Origin of the sequence: Nocardia sp. NPDC003269, from assembly GCF_042888005.1 — a bacterium.
In the GTDB taxonomy this organism is placed as follows: Bacteria; Actinomycetota; Actinomycetes; order Mycobacteriales; family Mycobacteriaceae; genus Nocardia.
This window is the reverse complement of the sequence record NZ_JBIAPA010000001.1, coordinates 938,246-956,039: the sequence shown is the minus strand read 5'-3', so window position 1 is coordinate 956,039 and position 17,794 is coordinate 938,246. Positions and strand designations below refer to the sequence as shown.

The 17,794-nt window shown below is 68.8% G+C and carries 18 protein-coding genes and 1 tRNA gene; 10 read left to right on the top strand and 9 right to left on the bottom strand.

The annotated features are described in order from the left end of the window. Window positions 1-147: 147 nt before the first annotated feature. The 5 genes from ACFYWJ_RS04355 (at window position 148) to tgt (ending at window position 6,300) form a co-directional block, all read left to right on the top strand. Window positions 148-744, top strand: coding sequence for a TetR/AcrR family transcriptional regulator (locus ACFYWJ_RS04355; protein WP_355284011.1), 597 nt, complete (start codon window positions 148-150; stop codon window positions 742-744). Window positions 745-791: 47 nt separating this feature from the next. Continuing rightward, entirely contained in the window at window positions 792-1,268 is a 477-nt protein-coding gene (locus ACFYWJ_RS04350) for an Rrf2 family transcriptional regulator (RefSeq protein ID WP_355284008.1), read from the top strand. An 82-nt stretch (window positions 1,269-1,350) separates the two neighbouring features. Next, entirely contained in the window at window positions 1,351-3,084 is a 1,734-nt protein-coding gene (locus ACFYWJ_RS04345; protein ID WP_355284006.1) for an ABC transporter ATP-binding protein, read from the top strand. Continuing rightward, complete coding sequence (locus ACFYWJ_RS04340; RefSeq protein ID WP_355284003.1) at window positions 3,081-4,988, top strand: ABC transporter ATP-binding protein; 1,908 nt, start codon at window positions 3,081-3,083, stop codon at window positions 4,986-4,988. Before ACFYWJ_RS04345 ends, ACFYWJ_RS04340 begins: the two co-directional genes overlap by 4 nt. 58 nt (window positions 4,989-5,046) lie before the next feature. Then, complete coding sequence (gene tgt / locus ACFYWJ_RS04335) at window positions 5,047-6,300, top strand: tRNA guanosine(34) transglycosylase Tgt (RefSeq protein ID WP_355284000.1); 1,254 nt, start codon at window positions 5,047-5,049, stop codon at window positions 6,298-6,300. Between the two features lie 33 nt (window positions 6,301-6,333). Here the strand turns inward: tgt and ACFYWJ_RS04330 are convergent, their stop codons facing one another. Continuing rightward, window positions 6,334-7,116, bottom strand: a complete 783-nt coding sequence (locus ACFYWJ_RS04330; RefSeq protein ID WP_355284091.1) for a queuosine precursor transporter — start codon at window positions 7,114-7,116, stop codon at window positions 6,334-6,336. Between the two features lie 53 nt (window positions 7,117-7,169). On the opposite strand from ACFYWJ_RS04330, the gene ACFYWJ_RS04325 reads away from it, so the two are divergent. Next, window positions 7,170-7,733 carry a DUF4190 domain-containing protein gene (locus tag ACFYWJ_RS04325; protein ID WP_355283997.1) on the top strand — a complete coding sequence of 188 codons (564 nt, stop codon included), beginning with the start codon at window positions 7,170-7,172 and terminating at the stop codon, window positions 7,731-7,733. Window positions 7,734-7,803: 70 nt separating this feature from the next. On the opposite strand, the gene ACFYWJ_RS04320 is transcribed toward ACFYWJ_RS04325, so the two are convergent. Genes ACFYWJ_RS04320 through ACFYWJ_RS04310 form a run of 3 tightly spaced genes read right to left on the bottom strand, consistent with a single transcriptional unit; the run spans window position 7,804 to window position 9,958 of the window. Beyond that, window positions 7,804-8,490: an RDD family protein gene (locus tag ACFYWJ_RS04320; protein WP_355283994.1), complete on the bottom strand. Its 687-nt coding sequence runs from the start codon at window positions 8,488-8,490 to the stop codon at window positions 7,804-7,806. 43 nt (window positions 8,491-8,533) lie between these two features. After that, entirely contained in the window at window positions 8,534-9,460 is a 927-nt protein-coding gene (gene gluQRS, locus ACFYWJ_RS04315) for a tRNA glutamyl-Q(34) synthetase GluQRS (RefSeq protein WP_355283991.1), read from the bottom strand. Between the two features lie 9 nt (window positions 9,461-9,469). Continuing rightward, window positions 9,470-9,958, bottom strand: coding sequence for a DUF309 domain-containing protein (locus ACFYWJ_RS04310; RefSeq protein ID WP_355283989.1), 489 nt, complete (start codon window positions 9,956-9,958; stop codon window positions 9,470-9,472). Window positions 9,959-10,389: 431 nt separating this feature from the next. On the opposite strand from ACFYWJ_RS04310, the gene ACFYWJ_RS04305 reads away from it, so the two are divergent. After that, window positions 10,390-10,587, top strand: a complete 198-nt coding sequence (locus ACFYWJ_RS04305; protein WP_308248653.1) for a DUF397 domain-containing protein — start codon at window positions 10,390-10,392, stop codon at window positions 10,585-10,587. An 87-nt stretch (window positions 10,588-10,674) separates the two neighbouring features. Next, window positions 10,675-12,126, top strand: coding sequence for a wax ester/triacylglycerol synthase domain-containing protein (locus ACFYWJ_RS04300; protein ID WP_355283986.1), 1,452 nt, complete (start codon window positions 10,675-10,677; stop codon window positions 12,124-12,126). Here the strand turns inward: ACFYWJ_RS04300 and ACFYWJ_RS04295 are convergent. Together ACFYWJ_RS04295 and ACFYWJ_RS04290 are read right to left on the bottom strand one after the other, a co-directional pair. Continuing rightward, window positions 12,123-12,593, bottom strand: a complete 471-nt coding sequence (locus tag ACFYWJ_RS04295) for a helix-turn-helix transcriptional regulator (RefSeq protein WP_355283984.1) — start codon at window positions 12,591-12,593, stop codon at window positions 12,123-12,125. The genes ACFYWJ_RS04300 and ACFYWJ_RS04295 overlap by 4 nt on opposite strands. 265 nt (window positions 12,594-12,858) lie before the next feature. After that, window positions 12,859-13,503: a helix-turn-helix transcriptional regulator gene (locus ACFYWJ_RS04290; protein ID WP_355283981.1), complete on the bottom strand. Its 645-nt coding sequence runs from the start codon at window positions 13,501-13,503 to the stop codon at window positions 12,859-12,861. 345 nt (window positions 13,504-13,848) lie between these two features. On the opposite strand from ACFYWJ_RS04290, the gene ACFYWJ_RS04285 reads away from it, so the two are divergent. Beyond that, window positions 13,849-15,300, top strand: coding sequence for a threonine/serine exporter family protein (locus ACFYWJ_RS04285; protein ID WP_355283979.1), 1,452 nt, complete (start codon window positions 13,849-13,851; stop codon window positions 15,298-15,300). On the opposite strand, the gene ACFYWJ_RS04280 is transcribed toward ACFYWJ_RS04285, so the two are convergent. Beyond that, window positions 15,301-15,720: a DUF5994 family protein gene (locus ACFYWJ_RS04280; RefSeq protein WP_355283976.1), complete on the bottom strand. Its 420-nt coding sequence runs from the start codon at window positions 15,718-15,720 to the stop codon at window positions 15,301-15,303. A gap of 258 nt (window positions 15,721-15,978) precedes the next feature. After that, window positions 15,979-16,066: transfer RNA gene (locus ACFYWJ_RS04275), tRNA-Ser, on the bottom strand. A 147-nt stretch (window positions 16,067-16,213) separates the two neighbouring features. Here ACFYWJ_RS04275 and ACFYWJ_RS04270 point away from each other — a divergent pair. Beyond that, window positions 16,214-16,765 carry a TetR/AcrR family transcriptional regulator gene (locus ACFYWJ_RS04270; protein ID WP_355283973.1) on the top strand — a complete coding sequence of 184 codons (552 nt, stop codon included), beginning with the start codon at window positions 16,214-16,216 and terminating at the stop codon, window positions 16,763-16,765. Window positions 16,766-16,767: 2 nt separating this feature from the next. On the opposite strand, the gene ACFYWJ_RS04265 is transcribed toward ACFYWJ_RS04270, so the two are convergent. Further along, window positions 16,768-17,718, bottom strand: a complete 951-nt coding sequence (locus tag ACFYWJ_RS04265; RefSeq protein WP_355283971.1) for a hypothetical protein — start codon at window positions 17,716-17,718, stop codon at window positions 16,768-16,770. Between the last annotated feature and the right edge of the window lie 76 nt (window positions 17,719-17,794).

The following is a 17,794-nucleotide window of genomic DNA, read 5'->3' as shown; positions in this document are numbered from 1 at the left end:
ATGCGGGTCTCCCCTGACGACCCGCCTCCACATCGTCGTTTTCTGCCTACCGTGCGGTAGGTAGACTACCGATCCAGTAAGTGGAGAGGCAACCTCGATTTCGGGGGCGCGCAGTGAGTCACCCGCAGTGATGGGAGGATTGAATACATGGCTCCCCGAGACACCGTCGACGCCGTTTCCGCAGGTGGAGGCACCAAGCAGGCTATTCGCGACGCCGCGGTGCAGCTTTTCGCCGCCAAGGGTTTCGAGCAGACGAGCCTGCGCGAGGTCGCCGATATGGTGGGGATCACAAAGGCGTCGCTGTACTACCACTACGCGTCGAAGCTGGATCTGCTCCTGGCGATCATCGATCCGATCATCGATCACATGCGCGACATCGTCACCGACATCGATGCCGTCCCGTACAACGACGAGGGCATCCGCGCGGTGCTGCGCACCTACCTGCGCGGGATGATCCGGCACCGCGCCGCAGGCGCGCTGTGTGTGCGCGATACGGCGGCGATCGTCAACGCCATCGCCGATCGCTATCCCGATCTGATGGAGCCGACCAGGGAACTGCGCACCTGGCTGGCCGGTCCCGACCCGGACCAGGAGGCGATGCTGCGCGCGGCCGCCGCCATCGAGGTGCTCGGGGTCGCGCTGCTGTCGTCGGAACTGGCGCCCGGCGCGACCGACGAGATGGTCGAGAAGACCCTGCTCGACGCGGCGACCTGCGTGCTGACCGCCTGCGGGCGGTCGGCCTGAGCGGGCGGCCCGCCGCTCCCGCCGGGTCGACCGCGTAAGTTCGAGACGTGCATATCACCGCCAGGGTCGATTACGCGGTGCGAACGCTGCTGGAACTCGCCGCGACCGACGGCGTCGTCAAGGCCGAGGCGATCGCCGCCGCCGCGCAGATCCCACCGAAGGTGCTCGAGACCGTGCTGGCCGAGTTGCGCCGCGCCGACCTCGTGCTGAGCAGGCGCGGCCCCGACGGCGGCTATCGGCTCGGCAGGCCCGCGCCGGAGATCTCGGTGGCCGACGTGATCCGCGCGGTGGAATCGCCGCTGGCCTCGGTCCGCGGGCAGCGCCCGGAGGACGTGCGCTACCCGGGCGCCGCCGAACCGCTGCAGCAGGTGTGGATCGCGCTGCGGGTCAATATCAGGGCCGTGCTGGAGAACGTCTCCATCGCCGATATCGCCACCGACCGACTGCCAGGTTTCATCGGTGAGCTGATCGCCGACCCCGGCGCCTGGGCGCGTCGCGAGCCGCGGACCCCCGCCGGCGCGTAGTTCATCCACAGGCTGGACTTGTCCACAGGGCGGGTAAAAGTCGGCGGCGACGGTCACCCGCACGCGGTAGCCTGCGACCACCATGTTGATCACCCTGCTGCGGACCTACCTGGCCCCGTACCGCGCTCAGCTGGCCGGTGTCCTCGTGCTCCAGCTGATCTCGGTCATCGCGATGCTCTACCTGCCCAGCCTCAACGCCGACCTCATCGACAACGGCGTGACCAAGGGCGATATCGGCTACATCTGGTCCACCGGCCTGTTCATGCTCGCGGTCAGCTGCGTGCAGATCGTGGCCTCGTCGGCGTCGGTGTACCTCGGCGCCCAGGCGGCCATGGGCGCCGGCCGGGACATGCGCGGTGGCGTGCTGCACCGGGTCGAGACGTTCTCGGCCAGGGAGGTCGGCCTGTTCGGCGCGCCGTCGCTGATCACCCGCTCGACCAACGACATCCAGCAGGTGCAGCTGCTCATCGTCATGTCGGTGACGATTCTGGTGATGGCGCCGATCATGTGCGTCGGCGGCATCATCATGGCGCTGCGCGAAGATCTCGGCCTGTCCTGGCTGCTGCTGATCGCGGTCCCCGCGCTCGCGCTGGCCATGGGCACGATCGTGGCCCGCATGGTGCCCGGCTTCCGGCAGATGCAGGCGCGCATCGATGAGGTGAACCGGGTGCTGCGCGAGCAGATCACCGGCATCAGGGTGGTGCGGGCGTTCGTGCGCGAGCGGCAGGAGATCTGGCGCTTCGGGATGGCCAACACCGCGCTCACCGACGCCTCGCTGCGGGTCGGCAAGCTGATGGCGCTGATGTTCCCGACGGTCATGCTGATCAGCAACGTCACCGCCGTCGCGGTGATCTGGTTCGGCGGTCACCACGTCGACAACGGGACGATGCAGATCGGCTCGCTCACCGCGATGCTGTCCTACATCATGCAGATCCTGATGGCCGTCATGATGGCCTCGTTCCTGGCGATGATGGCGCCGCGCGCCGCCGTCTCGGCCGACCGGATCGGCGGGGTGCTCGAGACCGAGTCCTCGGTCCGGCCGCCGCGGCTGCCGCAGCCCTTCGCCGCCGACCCGGCCGCGGTCGACCTGCAGTTCGCCGAGTTCGCCTTCCCCGGCGCGGAGAAGCCGGTGCTGCGCGGCATCCGGTTCCAGGTCGCCCCCGGCACGACGACCGCGATCGTCGGCGCCACCGGCGCGGGCAAGACCACCCTGATCAACCTGATCCCGCGGCTGATCGACGTCACCGACGGCGCGGTCTACGTCGGCGGCACCGACGTGCGTCATCTCGACCTCGAACTCCTGCGCGGCGGTATCGGCCTGGTGCCGCAGAAGGCGTACCTGTTCTCCGGCACGGTCGCGAGCAATCTGCGCTACGGCAAGCCCGAGGCCACCGACGAGGAACTGTGGCACGCGCTCGAGGTGGCCCAGGCGGCCGACTTCGTGCGCGAGATGCCGCAGGGGCTCGATACCCCCGTCGCCCAGGGCGGCACCACGGTGTCTGGCGGGCAGCGGCAGCGCCTGTGCATCGCCCGCGCGCTGGTGCGCAGGCCGAGCGTCTACCTGTTCGACGACTCCTTCTCGGCGCTCGACGTCGCCACCGACGCCCGGCTGCGCGCCGCGCTCAAGCCCGAGACCGCGGACGCGTCGGTGCTCATCGTCGCCCAGCGGATCGCGACCATTCGCGACGCCGACCAGATCGTCGTCCTGGAGGACGGCGCGATGGCGGGCATCGGTACGCATGAGCAGCTGATGCAGCGATGTCCCGAGTACCGCGAGATCGTCGAGTCCCAGCTGAGTGTGGAGGAGGCTCGATGAGGCCCGGTGCTCCGGTACCCGGCGCGCCGGGTACGAAGGCCAAGTCGTTCGGACCGTCGCTGAAGCGACTGCTGCGCAGGCTCGCGCCGGAACGCTTCGCCGTCGGCGTGATCGTCGCGCTGGTGATCACCTCGGTGGTGCTCAACACGCTCGGCCCCTACCTGCTCGGCAAGGCCACCAACCTGGTCTTCGACGGTTTCGTCGGCAAGCAGCTCGACCCGCGGTTCAGCAAAGAGCAGACCATCCAGATGCTGCGCGACCGCGGCGAGAACACCCGCGCCGACATGCTCTCGGCGATGAACGTCATCCCGGGCACCGGCATCGACTTCGACGCCGTCGCGCGCGTGCTGCTGATCGTGCTCACCCTGTACGTGGCGGCCTCGGTGTTCGGCTGGCTGCAGGGCTACCTGCTCAACATCGTCATCAACCGGACCGTCAAGCGCCTGCGCGACGACGTCGAGGACAAGCTGCACCGGCTCCCGCTGCGCTACTTCGACTCCGCGCCGCGCGGTGACGTGCTCAGCCGCGTCACCAACGACGTCGACAATGTCTCGCAGAGCCTGCAGCAGACGATGAGCCAGCTGCTGGTCTCGCTGTTCACCGTGGTCGGCATCCTGATCATGATGTTCTGGATCTCGCCGCTGCTGGCGCTGATCGCGCTGCTCACCGTGCCCGCGGCGATCATCGTCACCGCGCAGATCGCCAAGCGGTCCAAGCCGCACTTCGTCGACCAGTGGAAGTACACCGGCGCGGTGAACGCCTCGGTCGAGGAGGCCTACACCGGCCACGAGATCATCACCGCGTTCGGCCGCAGCCGCGAGGTCGGCAAGGAGTTCGACGAGCGCAATCAGAAGCTCTACGACGCGAGCTTCAAGGCGCAGTTCATCTCCGGCCTGATCATGCCCGCCATCATGTTCCTGGGGAACGTGAACTTCGTGTTCATCGCGCTGGTCGGCGGTCTGCGGGTGGCCACCGGCAACCTGTCGCTGGGTGACGTGCAGGCGTTCATCCAGTACTCGCGCCAGTTCAGCCAGCCGCTCACCCAGATCGGCGCGATGGCCAACCTGCTCCAGTCCGGCGTGGCCTCGGCCGAGCGGATCTTCGAGATCCTCGACGCCGAGGAGCAGAGCCCGGACCCGGAGACGGAGAACCAGCGCCCGGTCGATCGCGGGCGGGTCGAGTTCGAGGCGGTCTCCTTCGGCTACGACCCCGAGGTGCCGGTCATCGAGCGGCTGTCGCTGGTCGCCGACCCAGGGCACGTCGTCGCGATCGTCGGCCCGACCGGCGCGGGCAAGACCACCCTGGTCAACCTGCTCATGCGCTTCTACGAGCTCGACGCGGGCACCATCGCGATCGACGACGTCGACATCACCACCATCACCCGCGACCATCTGCGCTCGCGGATCGGCATGGTGCTGCAGGACACCTGGCTGTTCAAGGGCACGATCCGGGAGAACATCGCCTACGGCGACCCGAACGCCTCCGAGCACGACATCCTGGCCGCGGCCCGCGCCGCCTATGTCGACCGGTTCGTGCACGCGCTGCCGCACGGCTACGACACGGTGATCGACGAGGAGGGCGGCGGTGTCAGCGCCGGCGAGAAGCAGCTGATCACCATCGCGCGCGCGTTCCTGGCCAAGCCGTCGATCCTGATCCTCGACGAGGCGACCAGCTCGGTCGACACCCGCACCGAACTGCTGGTCCAGCAGGCGACCGCGGCCCTGCGCCGCGACCGCACCAGCTTCGTCATCGCGCACCGGCTCTCGACCATCCGCGACGCGGATCTGATCGTGGTGATGGAGAAGGGGCGCATCGTCGAGCACGGCTCGCACGAGCGGTTGCTCGAGGAGCGCGGCGCGTACTACCGCCTCTACAACGCGCAGTTCGCGGCGGCGGAACTGTAGGCGACCGGCGCGTCACCCGGGCGGGTGCCGCGCCGGGCCGTGCTGGCACGATGGGCTGGTGGCCGATCCCAGCGAGTTCTCCTTCACCGTAGGCACCCGTCTCGACGGCGGGCGGCACGGCCGTACCGGGGTCATCGGTACCCCGCACGGCGAGATCGCCACGCCCGCCTTCATCCCGGTGGGCACCAAGGCGTCGGTGAAGGCGGTGCTGCCGGAGACGATGAAGGATCTCGGCGCGCAGGCGCTGCTCGCCAACGCCTACCACCTGTACCTGCAGCCGGGCGCCGATATCGTCGACGAGGCCGGCGGTCTCGGCACCTTCATGAACTGGCCGGGCCCCACCTTCACCGACAGCGGCGGTTTCCAGGTGATGTCGCTGGGCGTCGGGTTCAAGAAGGTGCTCGCGATGGAAGCGGTCGACATCCGCTCCGACGAGGTGATCGCCGAGGGCAAGGAGCGGCTGGCCACCGTCGACGACGACGGCGTCACCTTCCGCTCGCACCTCGACGGCTCCAAGCACCGCTTCACCCCCGAGGTGTCGATGGGCATCCAGCATCAGCTCGGCGCCGACATCATGTTCGCCTTCGACGAGCTGACTACCCTGCTGAACACCCGTGGCTACCAGGAGAAGTCGCTCCAGCGCACGCACGAGTGGGCCCAGCGCTGCATCGATGAGCACGAGAAGCTCACCGGCGAGCGCGGGCACCGGCCCTATCAGGCGCTGTTCGCGGTGATCCAGGGCGCGCAGTACGAAGACCTGCGCCGCAAGGCCTGTCGCGAGCTCGAGGAGATCCGCGGGGCGGGCGGAACGGAATTCGACGGCTACGGCATCGGCGGCGCGCTGGAGAAGCACAATCTCGGCACCATCGTCGGCTGGTGCTGTGACGAGCTGCCCGAGCACAAGCCGCGGCACATGCTCGGCATCAGCGAACCCGAGGACATGTTCGTCGCCATCGAGAACGGCGCCGACACCTTCGACTGCGTGAACCCGTCGCGGGTGGCGCGCAACGCGGCGATCTACGTCGACCAGGGCCGGTTCAACATCAACACCAGCCGCTTCCGCCGCGATTTCACCCCGATCGACGAGAACTGCGACTGCTACACCTGCGCCCACTACACCCGCGCCTACCTGCATCACCTGTTCAAGGCCAAGGAGATGCTCTCGGCGACGCTCTGCACGATCCACAACGAGCGGTTCACCGTGCGGCTGGTCGACCGCATCCGCGCCAGCATCGAGGGCGGCTATTTCGACGAGTTCAAGACCGAATTCCTGGGCCAGTGGCAGGGCCGGATCAAGGCGCCGGGGGCGTAGCGGCGGACCGGAGACCGATCCGCCGCCTGCCGCCTAGTCGTGCAGGGCGTCGACCTTCGCCGGAGCGTAGGTCGGTTCGGTCTTCTTGAGGATCGCGATCACGCGGTAGGTGATCGGCATGACGAGGATCTCGACCAGCGTCTTCCACAGGAAGCCGACGATCACGTAGTTGACGAACGACTGCCAGCTGTCGATGCCGATGGCGGTGGCGGCGATCGAGCAGAAGATCAGCGTGTCGGCGAACTCGCCGATCACCGTGGAGCCGAGCAGCCGCGCCCACAGGTGCTTTTCCTTGGTGCGTTCCTTGATCATCACCAGGGTGGCCGAGTTCAGCAGCTGACCGACGAAGTAACCGGCCAGGCCGGCGAGCACGAGCTGCGGGGTGGTGCCGAGGACCGTGCGGAACGCTTCCTGGTTCTCGTAGAAGCCGGCGGCGGGCAGCCGGATCGCGATCGCGAAGCACGCGACGGTGAGCAGCAGCGCGCCGAAACCGGTGTAGATGGCGTGGCGGGTGGCACGGAAGCCGTACACCTCGCTGAGCACGTCACCGAGGATGTAGGCGAGGGGGAACAGGAAGAAGGCGCCGTCGGTCGCGATCGGCAGGATCTGCAGCGGGCCGAGCATCACCGATTTGTCGGCGAAGAATTCGACGCCCTTGGTGGCACAGATGTTGGAGATGATCAGCGTCGCCGTGAACACGGCGACGATTACCGGGTAGAACCCCCGCGCAACCTGGGCGAATGCCGCGTGGTCCGGCGCGGGGTGCCCAGATTCGGCAGGTTGGTCGAGAGTGTTTGCATCAGTCACGGCTCCTATCCAACCAAGGTCGCGGTGCCTCACGGGCGTCGGTTGTGGAATACGCTGTACCAATGACGAATCCCGGCGATTCCGACGAATGGTGGAAGCAGTACGGCGGCTCCGGCGTGTCGCCGGAGTCCGGCGCGCCGGGCTCGGTGCCGCAGTACCCGTCCGCGCAGCCGTCGCAGCCCCCCAGCTACCCGTCGGCGCCGCAGTACCCGCAGCAGCCCGCCCCTCCGCCGTCGCAGCCGCAGTATCCGAACTACCAGCAGCCGTCGGCGCCGCAGTATCCGCAGCAGCCGCCGCCGCAGCAGCCCGGCTACGGTGCCTACCCCGCCGCGGGCGGGTACCAGCCCTACGGCGGGTTCCCGCAGCCGCAGGGCACCAACGGCCTGGCGATCGGCGCGCTGGTCTCCTCGCTGGTCGGCCTGTGCACCTGCATCGGCTCGATCGTCGGCATCGTGCTCGGGGTGATGGCGCTCAACCAGATCAAGGAGCGCGGCGGTGAAGGCCGCGGCATGGCGCTGGCCGGCATCTGGATCGGTGCGATCACGCTCGTGCTCGGCCTGCTGTACGTGGTGTTCGTCATCGTGCTCGGGGTAGCGGGCGGGTTGGATTCCTCCTCGTCGTACTGACGTCCGGCGAAACGAACAGGGGCGCTTCCGGATTCGGAAGCGCCCCTGGCGTTTGTGGTCAGCCGGGAAATCAGCCCTTGACGACCTGCGTGCCGCCGGCGAACTTGTCGTGCCAGCCCTGCTTGTTCGGGTCCTGGGAGATGGTGATCATGATGTAGATCGCCAGGCCCAGGCTGATCAGGCCACCGACGCACGGGATCAGGCCGACGATCTGGAACAGGTTGCGCTTGGCCGACTGCTCCGGGGTCAGGTTCGGCGCGCCACCGGGAGCGACGACCCGCAGACCCAGGATCTTCTTGCCGAGCGAGGTGCCCTGGGTGACTTCCATGGCGATGAAGTAGCCGTAGACCGCCAGCGAGATGATGGCGCCGCCGATGAACTGGTAGGTGCTGCCGCTGAACACCAGCGCCAGCACGATCGCGAGCGGGATGCTGACGATCAGGTTGTCGATGAGGCGCGCGCCGATCCGGACGCCCAGGTCGGCAGGCTGCACGCCGCCGTACCCCTGCTGGCCGTATCCGCCCTGCCCGCCCGGGTAGGCCTGCTGGCCGTACGGGTCCTGGCCGTAGGCCGGCTGCTGCTGGCCGTAGGGATCCTGGCCGTAGCCGGGCTGGGGCTGCCCGTACGGCTGCTGCTGCCCGTATCCCGGCTGCTGCTGGCCGTAACCCGGCTGCTGCTGGCCGTAGGGGTCCTGGCCGTAGCCGCCGGGCTGACCGCCCTGCGGGTACTGGTTGGGGTCGTAACCACCGCTGGTCATAAATTCGTCCTCGTCGTGATCAGGAGATCGGTCGATGCGTACGTTACGGACATCCCTCTGGTCGGAACAACCCGATAGGCTCGAGTATCCACGGTTTTGCCGGTATCCGCGCCGGGTCGAAAACTTCACGGAGCTCGGTTGTTGTCCGCGCGTCGTATCCGAGGGAATCGGCGATGGCCGCCACCACATCCTCGGGCGTGTTGCCCAGGGCGCGCTGATCCGAAAGACTCACGGCACCGTCACGTTTGGCCAGCCGCTTGCCCTCGGCGTTGAGCACCAGCGGGACATGCGCGTATTGCGGCGCGGCCAACCCGAGCAGCTCCGCGAGGTAGGCCTGGCGCGGGGTGGACGGCAGCAGATCGTCGCCGCGGACCACCTGGTCGACGCCCTGCTCCGCGTCGTCGACGACGACGGTGAGGTTGTAGGCGGGGATACCGTCGCCTCGGCGCAACACCAGATCGTCGACGGCGCCACGGTATTCGCCGTGCAGTAGATCGGTGATCGGGTAGTCGTCGACATCGGCGCGCAATCGCAGTGCGGCAGGCCGTCCTTCGGCGCGCTTGGCCGCGCGCTCGGCGTCGCTCAGGTGCCGGCAGGTCCCCGGGTAGGCGCCCATCGGTCCGTGCGGCGCGGCCGCGGCCTGCTGGATCTCACGGCGGGTGCAGAAACATTCATAGGTGCGCCCGGCCGCGGCGAGCGTGGCGATGGCGCGGTCGTAGCGCGCGAGCCGCTCGGATTGGCGCACCACGGGGCCGTCCCAATCGATGCCGATGGCGGCGAGGTCGTCGAGCTGGCGTTCGGCGGCGCCGGGGCGGACCCGGTCGAGATCGTCGATCCGGAGCAGGAAGTCGCGTCCGGTCGTGCGGGCGAACAGCCAGGCCAGGATCGCGGTGCGCAGATTGCCCAGGTGCAGTTCACCCGAGGGGCTCGGGGCGTACCGGCCCGCGCCGGTGGAGGGGCTGGTTGGCACCGCACCATCCTAGGTGGCCCGCGGGTGGCACAGCCGCGGCCGCAACTGCTCCTCGGCGATCGGATCCCCCGCGGCCAGCGCGGCGAGCAGCACGGCCGCGTGGGCGATCAGCCCGGTCCGGTCGACATCGTGCTGCTGAGCATTCGCCGGGTAGGCCCCGAGCCGCTCGCTCGCGCGGCGCAGCAGAGTACCCGCGCCCTTGGCGTTTCCACGCTGGATGTGGGTGATGCCGACCGCGTACTGCGCCAGCCCCTGCCAGAGCATCCGCTCGGCAACCGGCCCGTTCTTCCACGCTGCCTCCAATACCTCGTGGGCATTGAATGCCAAACCGTCGTCCAGCAGTTGCTGAGCGAAGGTGAGAGTTTGCTGGGGTGCCAGCTCGAGGTCGTCCGGAATTCGGGCGACTCCGGCACTGCCGGGGGGCAGCGGCCTGCCGAGTCGGTCCCTGGGGCGGTCGTTGCGGGCACGACCTGCGGCATCGCGGTCACGGGAGATCATCACCCCATGATCCACGGGCGCCGTCGGTGGTGCTCGCGAGGCGGCTGAGACAGTCGAGAAATTGACGTATCACGGACTAATCACACGGATGTAAAACTTGATGCGTCAGCCGGTTCGGGAATGGGTACCGGGGTCCGGCAATGCTCCCGCAAACGTGAAGCTTCGCAAGCTTGGCAAACCCATATGAGAAAGCAAATTCTCATCCGCAAACTTGCGGAAGACCTGCTAGTGTTTCTTCCGCGGGGGCAGCCCCCGGAGGCGGAAACGCCTCGATGCGCTGGTTCGTGCCGGTCGGTTGCGCGCACCCTGTGGCAGTGCTCTGTGTGCCACGAAGTAACTCGTCGATCGCACCGGATATCGGAATGTTGCAACGATTCCTGGAGTAATCCCGTTCTCGATCATGCAAAGGAGTAAGTGCCGTGGAAGTTGATGTGACGGACGCTGTGTGGCGGAAGAGCACCTACAGCGGACCCGATGGGAACTGCGTGGAAGTGGCCTTTCTCGCCGGCGGCGATGTCGCGGTCCGCGACACCAAGGATCGCGGTCGCGGTCCCGTGCTGGCCTTCGGACCGGGAGAGTGGCGCGCGTTCTTAGCCGACGTCACCGCGGGAGAGTTCGCGCGCGGCTGAGCCGCGCCATGCGCCTCGAGAAGGCAGCACGGGCCCCGGGTCGGTAGGACTCGGGGCCTTCTCAGTGGTGTGGCCTATCGTGGCCGGATGACCACGATGGCCGCGCGTGACGCGACGATGTTCTGGCTGTCGCGCCGCGGCGCCAATGATGTGTTCCTGCTCTACTGTTTCGCCGAAAACGACAGCAGCGCAGACGAACTCCGCGCTTTCATCGCCGACCGTTCGGCGCGCATTCCGGATCTGCGGATCCGGATTCGGGAGATTCCGGGCAACCTCGACTATCCGCGGTGGGAGCCCGCCGAATTCACGTCCCAGCAATTCGTGTACCACCGTCCCGATGGGCTCCGGTGGCCCGCGCTGCTCGACCGCGTCGGCGAACTGCTGGGTACCGGCGTCGACGGCACCGAAAGTCCTTGGCGCATCCACGTTTTCCGCGCTGTCCTGGATGCGCCCGCGGCGTCGGGGCCCTTACTCGTCGTCGTGCTGCAGGTGTCGCACGCCCTGGCCGACGGCACCGGGGCGGCCGCTCTCGCGCGTGCACTGTTCGCTCCGTCGCCGGTGCGCGAAGTTATCCCCAGCTCTCCCGGTGTGCCTGTGGACAACTCGGAATATCCCCCGGTCGAGCCTGTGAAAACTCCCCCCCGGCCTGTGGATTACTGGGGACAACTCTGTGCATGGACCACTCGGGCCGCCGGTCCGAGAGTGACTGGGGTGCTGCGGTTTCCCCGGCAGCTGGTGACCACCGCTCGCCGGGGGCGCGCGGCGCAACTGGCCCAGCGCGAGCTCGTTGACCGCACCGCCGCGGGTGCGGTACCGGCGCCCACCACCGGTTTCGCGCCGAACCCGCTGAATCCGAGTGCTCCCGTCGGCGTGTTCGACCATCGGGTTCGCCTGCTCGTCGTCGACGCGGCACGGATCCGGGTCCCCGGCCGTACCGTGACAGTCGTTGCCCTGACGGCGGTTTCCCATGCGCTCGCCGCCTACCTCGCCGAGCGCGGCGAGCACCCCGACCGCCTCGGCACCGCCCTGCCGATGGCGCTGCCCGGCCCCGGCGCTGCCCGCAACCACTACCGCGGCCTGTCGATCGACCTGCATATCGACGAACCCGATCTGGTCGTCCGCGCCGGGCTGATCGCCGACGACCTCGCGACCCGCCGGGAGCGCGCGCTGAATCCACTACTCGCCGTCCAGGATCGGGTCGGCGCGACCGTCCCGGCCGTCTTCGCTGCCCGCGATGTCGCCAGGGCCGATCTGGACAGCGTGCCCGCCGCCCTGGACGGCAACACCGTGGTCTCCAGTGTCTACCGCGGCGACGCCGACCTCACCTTCGCCGGCGCCCCCGTCCTGTTCACCGGCGGTTTCCCTGCTCTCGGCGCCGTCATGCACCTGACCCACGGCGTGCACGGCATCGGCGAAACCATCGCGCTGTCGGTGCATTCGGATGTGCGGGTGCTGTCCGATCCGGACCGGTATCTCGCCCTGCTCGCCGAATCGCTGGACGCGGTGGTCGAGGCGCACCGCGCGAACGAGCGCGGCTAGTCGCGCTCGCGGTCCAGCTCGACGCCGATGGCGCGCAGCGCCGAGTGCAGCGCGGTGGCGGCGTCGGTGCCCGCGGCCTCGCCTTCGATCAGGCCGTCGATGCGGAACGGGCAGAAGAAGCCGGTTCCGTTGTCGCCCCGGTGTGGTCGGTCGATCTCGATGAGCGGGCGGGTGGTGCCGCGACCGGCCGCGATGGCGCGGGCCAGCGCGGTGTCGGCGGCGCGTGGGTCGCGGCGCCGGGCGCCGGGGAGCGCGGGTGCCGCTTGGGCGTGTACTCGCTCGTACCAGTCGATCACCTCGGATGACGCTGCGCGCGTGCCGGTTTCGTAGTGGCCGAGGGCCGCCCGGCTGTACGGGACGCGGGTGGCCAGCGCGGTCAGGGATAGTCCGGCTTCCTCGCGGAGTTGTCGCAAACGTGCCCCGACGACGGTGATCTCGTCGTTCCCCTGCTCGCCCCGACTGGACATGGACACACCGTAGCGAACTGTAGACGTTTGTAGACGCTTTTTGCTGTCCAAAAGGTCTTGACGACGACCATACTTTGCTGCGGTGGCTTCGACACCACCATACCGCGCCACCCGCGTAGTACCGACTGGTTCGGAGGGGACAGATGGACATCTACCTGTGGATTGCTGTGGGCCTGTTCGTGTTCGGAGCGCTGACCCGCTACCTGCTACTGCTGCCACCCGTGGAGCCGGGGCGGCCGACCGTCGGCGACATCCTGCGCCGGCTTCAGGCCGAGCGCGAACTCCCCGGCCACGACTCGACCGTGCCGTCGGTGCGGACCAGTTCCGACAGGAGCTTCTCGGCGTCGGACTTCTCCCTGGCCAGCGCGCTCCAGCCGCGGACGACACCGTCGGGGCCGGATTTCGTCGTCCACGAGCCGACCGCATGAGCGCCCTGGGGGTGCAGCGAGTAGTAGATGGTGCCGATCGGCCGCGCGACATCCATGCCACGGACCCAGCCGGTGAGCGCGTCACCGTCCCACACCCGCATCTCGCCGCGCATCTGCGCGGCCGGGTCGTCCTGCGCCGCAGCGGGTTCGGCGGCCGAGTCGATGAGCAGATGGTCGCCCTCGTGCCGGATCGTCACCGGCGTTACCTCGACCTCGTCGCCGTGGTGCGCCGCTTTCTGCCAGGCTGCCCACCAGCGGCCCGCCAGATCGATCCGGTTGTCGACGATGCCCGCCAGCTCGGCGAGCGAGATCTGCAGCGCGTCGGCCAGCCGGATCGCCACCGGCAGCGTCGGCGACTGTTCCTCCGATTCGTACCGGGTGATCTGCCGCGAGCTCACCCCGATCGCGGTCGCGAGCGCGGGCTGCGAGAGCCCGAGCAACCGCCGCCGCTCCTGGATCACCTTCCCCGTCCCGGTGTTCATACAGTCATCGCCTCCATCGCCGGCCCCTACCGTCACACCCTGCTGGACACATCCGCACCAGACCCGCCCACATCGCGGGCCGCCACCCGTGGTCGCGAAGACCGCTGGCGCGCCGCGCATGCCGACTGCGTGGCCGATTCTCCCATCTTCTCGCTTCAGCAGGCTCGTTTCGTGCTGACTCAGCACGACGGCTGCGGTCCGCGCTGCCTCCAGCACCTGGCGGCCACGGCTTACAGCACGGGGCTGATCGAGGACATCTGAGATCGGCCCCGTGCGGCAGACGACACGTTGACGAACTCGTTGCGAGACGGCGAACCGGCCTCGAACGCCGTTACGGTCGAGAGTATGAGTGCGGACCCGGCAATGGAAGGCGACGGCGACACGATCACCGCCCGTCCAGGGCCGCGCACGCGATGGTGGCGACTGCGCCGCCCGTTCGTGCTGCCCTCGCAGCGCGCCACGGCCGACAACATCACCATCGCCCCCACCCCGCTGCAGCCGATCGACCTCACCGACGACGCCGAGGTGTCGCAGGTGCTCGACCTCGCCGTGCGGGTGGGGGAGGTGGTGCTCGCCGCCGGTACCGGTGTCATCGACACCTCGGCCCAGGTCCGCTTCATCGCCTCGACCTACGGCCTGGACAAATGCGATATCGACGTCACCTTCGACGCCATCCGCATCTGGGCCGATCGCGGCCCGCGCCTGCCCCCGGCCAGCGATATGCGGGTGGTGAAGTACCGCTCGCTCGACTTCACCCGGCTGGCCGCGGTCGACCGGCTGACCCGGCGGATCCGCAGCCAGGTCGTCCCGGTCGACCAGGCGCACGCCGCGCTGGACGAGATCGTCTCCGGGGCGCACCCGTATCCGCGCTGGGTCTCGACGATGGGCTGGTCCCTGCTGGCGGCGGCCATCGCGGTACTGCTCGGTGGCGGCGCGCTGCTCGCGGTCATCAGTTTCGCGACCACGGCGCTGATCGATGTAGTCAACCGGGCGCTGCACCAGCTCGGCCTGCCGATCTTCTTCCAGCATCTGGTCGGTGGTGTCATCGCCGCCGCGCCCGCCATCGCGCTCGCCGCGATCAGTGATCACTGGCGGGCCGACGCCGCGCTGATCGTCGCCGCGGGCATCACGGTGCTGCTGTCCGGGCAGCAGCTGGTCGGTTCGGTGCAGGACGCCATCACCGGCGCGCCGATCACGGCGGCCGCGCGCATGCTCGAAGTGGTGATGATGACCGGCGGCATCGTCGCCGGTATCGGCCTGGCCCTGCGGGTTTCGACCATGCTCGGGATCGCGGTGCCGGAGATCGCGGACAGCGCGGGCCGCGACACCGAGTTCCTGGCGATCAAACTGAGCGCGGGCGCGGTGGCCGCGATCGCCTTCGCGATGGCCTGTTACGCCGAACGTCGGGCCCTGTTCGCGGCCGGGCTGAGCGGCGCGGCGGGCACCGTCGCCTACCTCGTCGCCCAGGACATCGGGTTCGGTCCGGTCGTCGCCTCCGGGATGGCGGCCACGCTGATCGGCCTGGCCGGTGGTCTGATGGCCCGCCGCGCGCTCACGCCGCCGCTGGTCGTCGCGGTCGCGGGCATCACGCCGCTGCTGCCGGGTCTGAAGGTGTATCGCGGCCTGTACGCGCTGCTCGAGGACGAGACGCTGCTCGGGTTCGGGCAGATCCTCGGCGCGTTCGGCGTCGGGTGCGCGCTGGCCGCCGGCGTCATCCTTGGCGAATGGTTCGACCGCCTGCTGAGCCGCCGTGGCGCGCCGCGCGACTTCGACCCGACCTACACCAGCGATCGATAGTCAGGTCTGGACGAGGGTGCGCGGCCCGTCGGCCGCCGTCTCGGCGGGCGCGGGGTCCTGGACGCGCGGTTTGCCCGCGGCCCAGCGCATCTGACTGCGCGCCGCGGGTGCCTCGGTCGAGGCGGGGATGACGAGCAGCGCGAGGTCGGCGCCGTTGCTGCCGACCAGATGCATGATGCGCGAGGCCTGCTCGGCCGACGCCTCGGATTCGGTGGCATGCCAATCGAATCCGAGCCTGGCCAGCTTGCCGATCCGCGGCGAGACCGCCTGCACCAGCTGGTGCAGTTCGGTCATCGGCTGGTCGGTGCGCGGCCACCAGGCGCCGTCGATCGGGCCCGTGATGGCATGTCGCTCACGCAGCATCAGCCGGATCGGCCCGGACGCGTCGCGGCCGATGCTCGTGTCAGGTGATGTAGTCACTACGAATTTTCTTCCTGAAGTCTGGGGCGCCGTCGAAGAACAATCGACCGGCGCACGCCGTCCGTTTACGGACGGGCACTGGGGATGGGTACCCACTCCGCTGTGTCGGCACGCACACATCTGAGACGGCGGCGACACCGGCGGGTGGGTTGGTGGGGGTTTCCCGCACCATCGGGGCTCACTCTACGGAAGCCCACCGACAGATCCACCGATTAAACGAACAGGGCCCCGACCGGCGAACCGATCAGGGCCCTGCTGTGGCGGAGGATAGGGGATTTGAACCCCTGAGGGCGTTAACCCAACCCGCGTTCCAGGCGAGCGCCATAGGCCACTAGGCGAATCCTCCGTGGAGCAGCATAGCGGTCCCGGTGCCCCGGTGTAAAAACGGGTCGGGTCGGTCGGGTCGGATCGGGAGACTATACGGCTCCGTACACTGGTTGCTCCGGCCGCTCATCCGGCGGTCCGGCCGAGGCGATATGAGGTGGAACACGTCGTGGGTACCGCGCGAACTCCCCGGGAGCGCTGGGTCGAGGAAGGGTTGAGCGTGCTGGCCGCCGCCGGCGTCGACGCGGTCCGGGTCGAGGCGCTGGCCAAGCGCATCGGCGTCACCAAGGGCGGGTTCTACGGCTACTTCGCCGACCGGGACGCCCTGCTCGTCGCGATGCTGGAGCAGTGGGAGCGCGAGGCGGTCGACCAGGTGCTCGAACAGGTCGAGCGGGCGGGCGACCCGAAGGCCAAAGCCCGCCTGGCGGGTGTGCTCACCTTCTCCAGCGACCGGCTGCTGCCCATCGACCTCGCGATCCGCGACTGGGCCCGCCGCGACGACGACGTCGCCGCGCGGCTGCGCCGGGTCGACAATCGCCGAATGGACCTGCTGCGCGAGACGATCGGCGCCTTCTGCGCCGACCCCGACGAGGTCGAAGCCCGCAGCCTGCTCGCCTTCTGCGCGGTGATCGGCGGGCACTTCCTGGCCGCCGACCACGAGGGCCGCACCCGCACCCAGGTGCTGGCCCGCGCCGCCGACCTGCTGTTCGAGCCGCGCTGAGGCTACTTCTTCAGCCCCGTGAGCGCCTTCTGCGCCTGGGCTTTCGCGACCGTGGCGACCTCGTCGGTATTGATGGTCTCGCCCTCGGCCCGCGAGAGGGTGATCTGCACCTTCACCGAGACATTGCTGTCGGCGACGGCGACGGTGTAGGTCAGCCGCGGGCCGACGACGTCGCGCGTCTCGGATTTCCAGTAGCCTTCCGCGCCGATCCCGGTGACCGGGCCCGAGGCGAGGCCCGAACCCGAAGTGCCGGTGTCGTATTCCTTCCACCGGGTGTAGGAGGGGTCGCCGTAGGCGTCGTTGAATTCGACGTCCAGGTCGATCTCGGCGTCGTTGGTCTGGTACTTGCTGCGGGGCGATTTGCTCGAGTAGTCCGCGGTGCACGAGAGCCTGCCGCCGGTGGAGCTGGTGGGCTGGGTCTCCTTGTGCTCCGGGCTGCCCTTGGGGTCCGAGGACCACTTCTTCAGCACCGTCGGGTCGATGAGCGAGCAGGCGTTGGAGATGGAGGTCATCGCGTAGTTGCCCTCCATCTTCTTCTTGCGGTCGTTCTCCATCGAGGTCAGCGGGTCGGACGGGTCGTCGCGGGTGGCGACCGCGACGCCGACGACACCGATGCTGACCACCGCGAGCAGCCCGACGACACCGGCGATGATCAGCCCGTTCTTGTTCCCGGACGGCCGGGGCGGCATCCCGTAGGCGGGCTGCTGGTAGCCGGGGCCGTACGGGGGCGGGGGCTGCTGTGGATAACCGGCCTGTGGCGCGCTCGGGACGGAGGGGTACTGGCCGTAGCCGGGCTGCCCCTGCGCCGGGTGGCCGTACCCCGGCTGCGGCTGGTCGGCGGCCGGATTGAACACCGTGGGATCGGCGCCCGCGTTCGTCGGCGTCGACCACCAGTGCACGGTCGGATCGGACTGTCCAGGCTGATCGCCGGATCCCTGCTGGGAATTCGTCATGGTTCGGCCCCCTCCGGTTTCGATACGGGACAAGCCCCGTCGATTCGACGCGATCGTATCGACCCCCCGCTGCGAG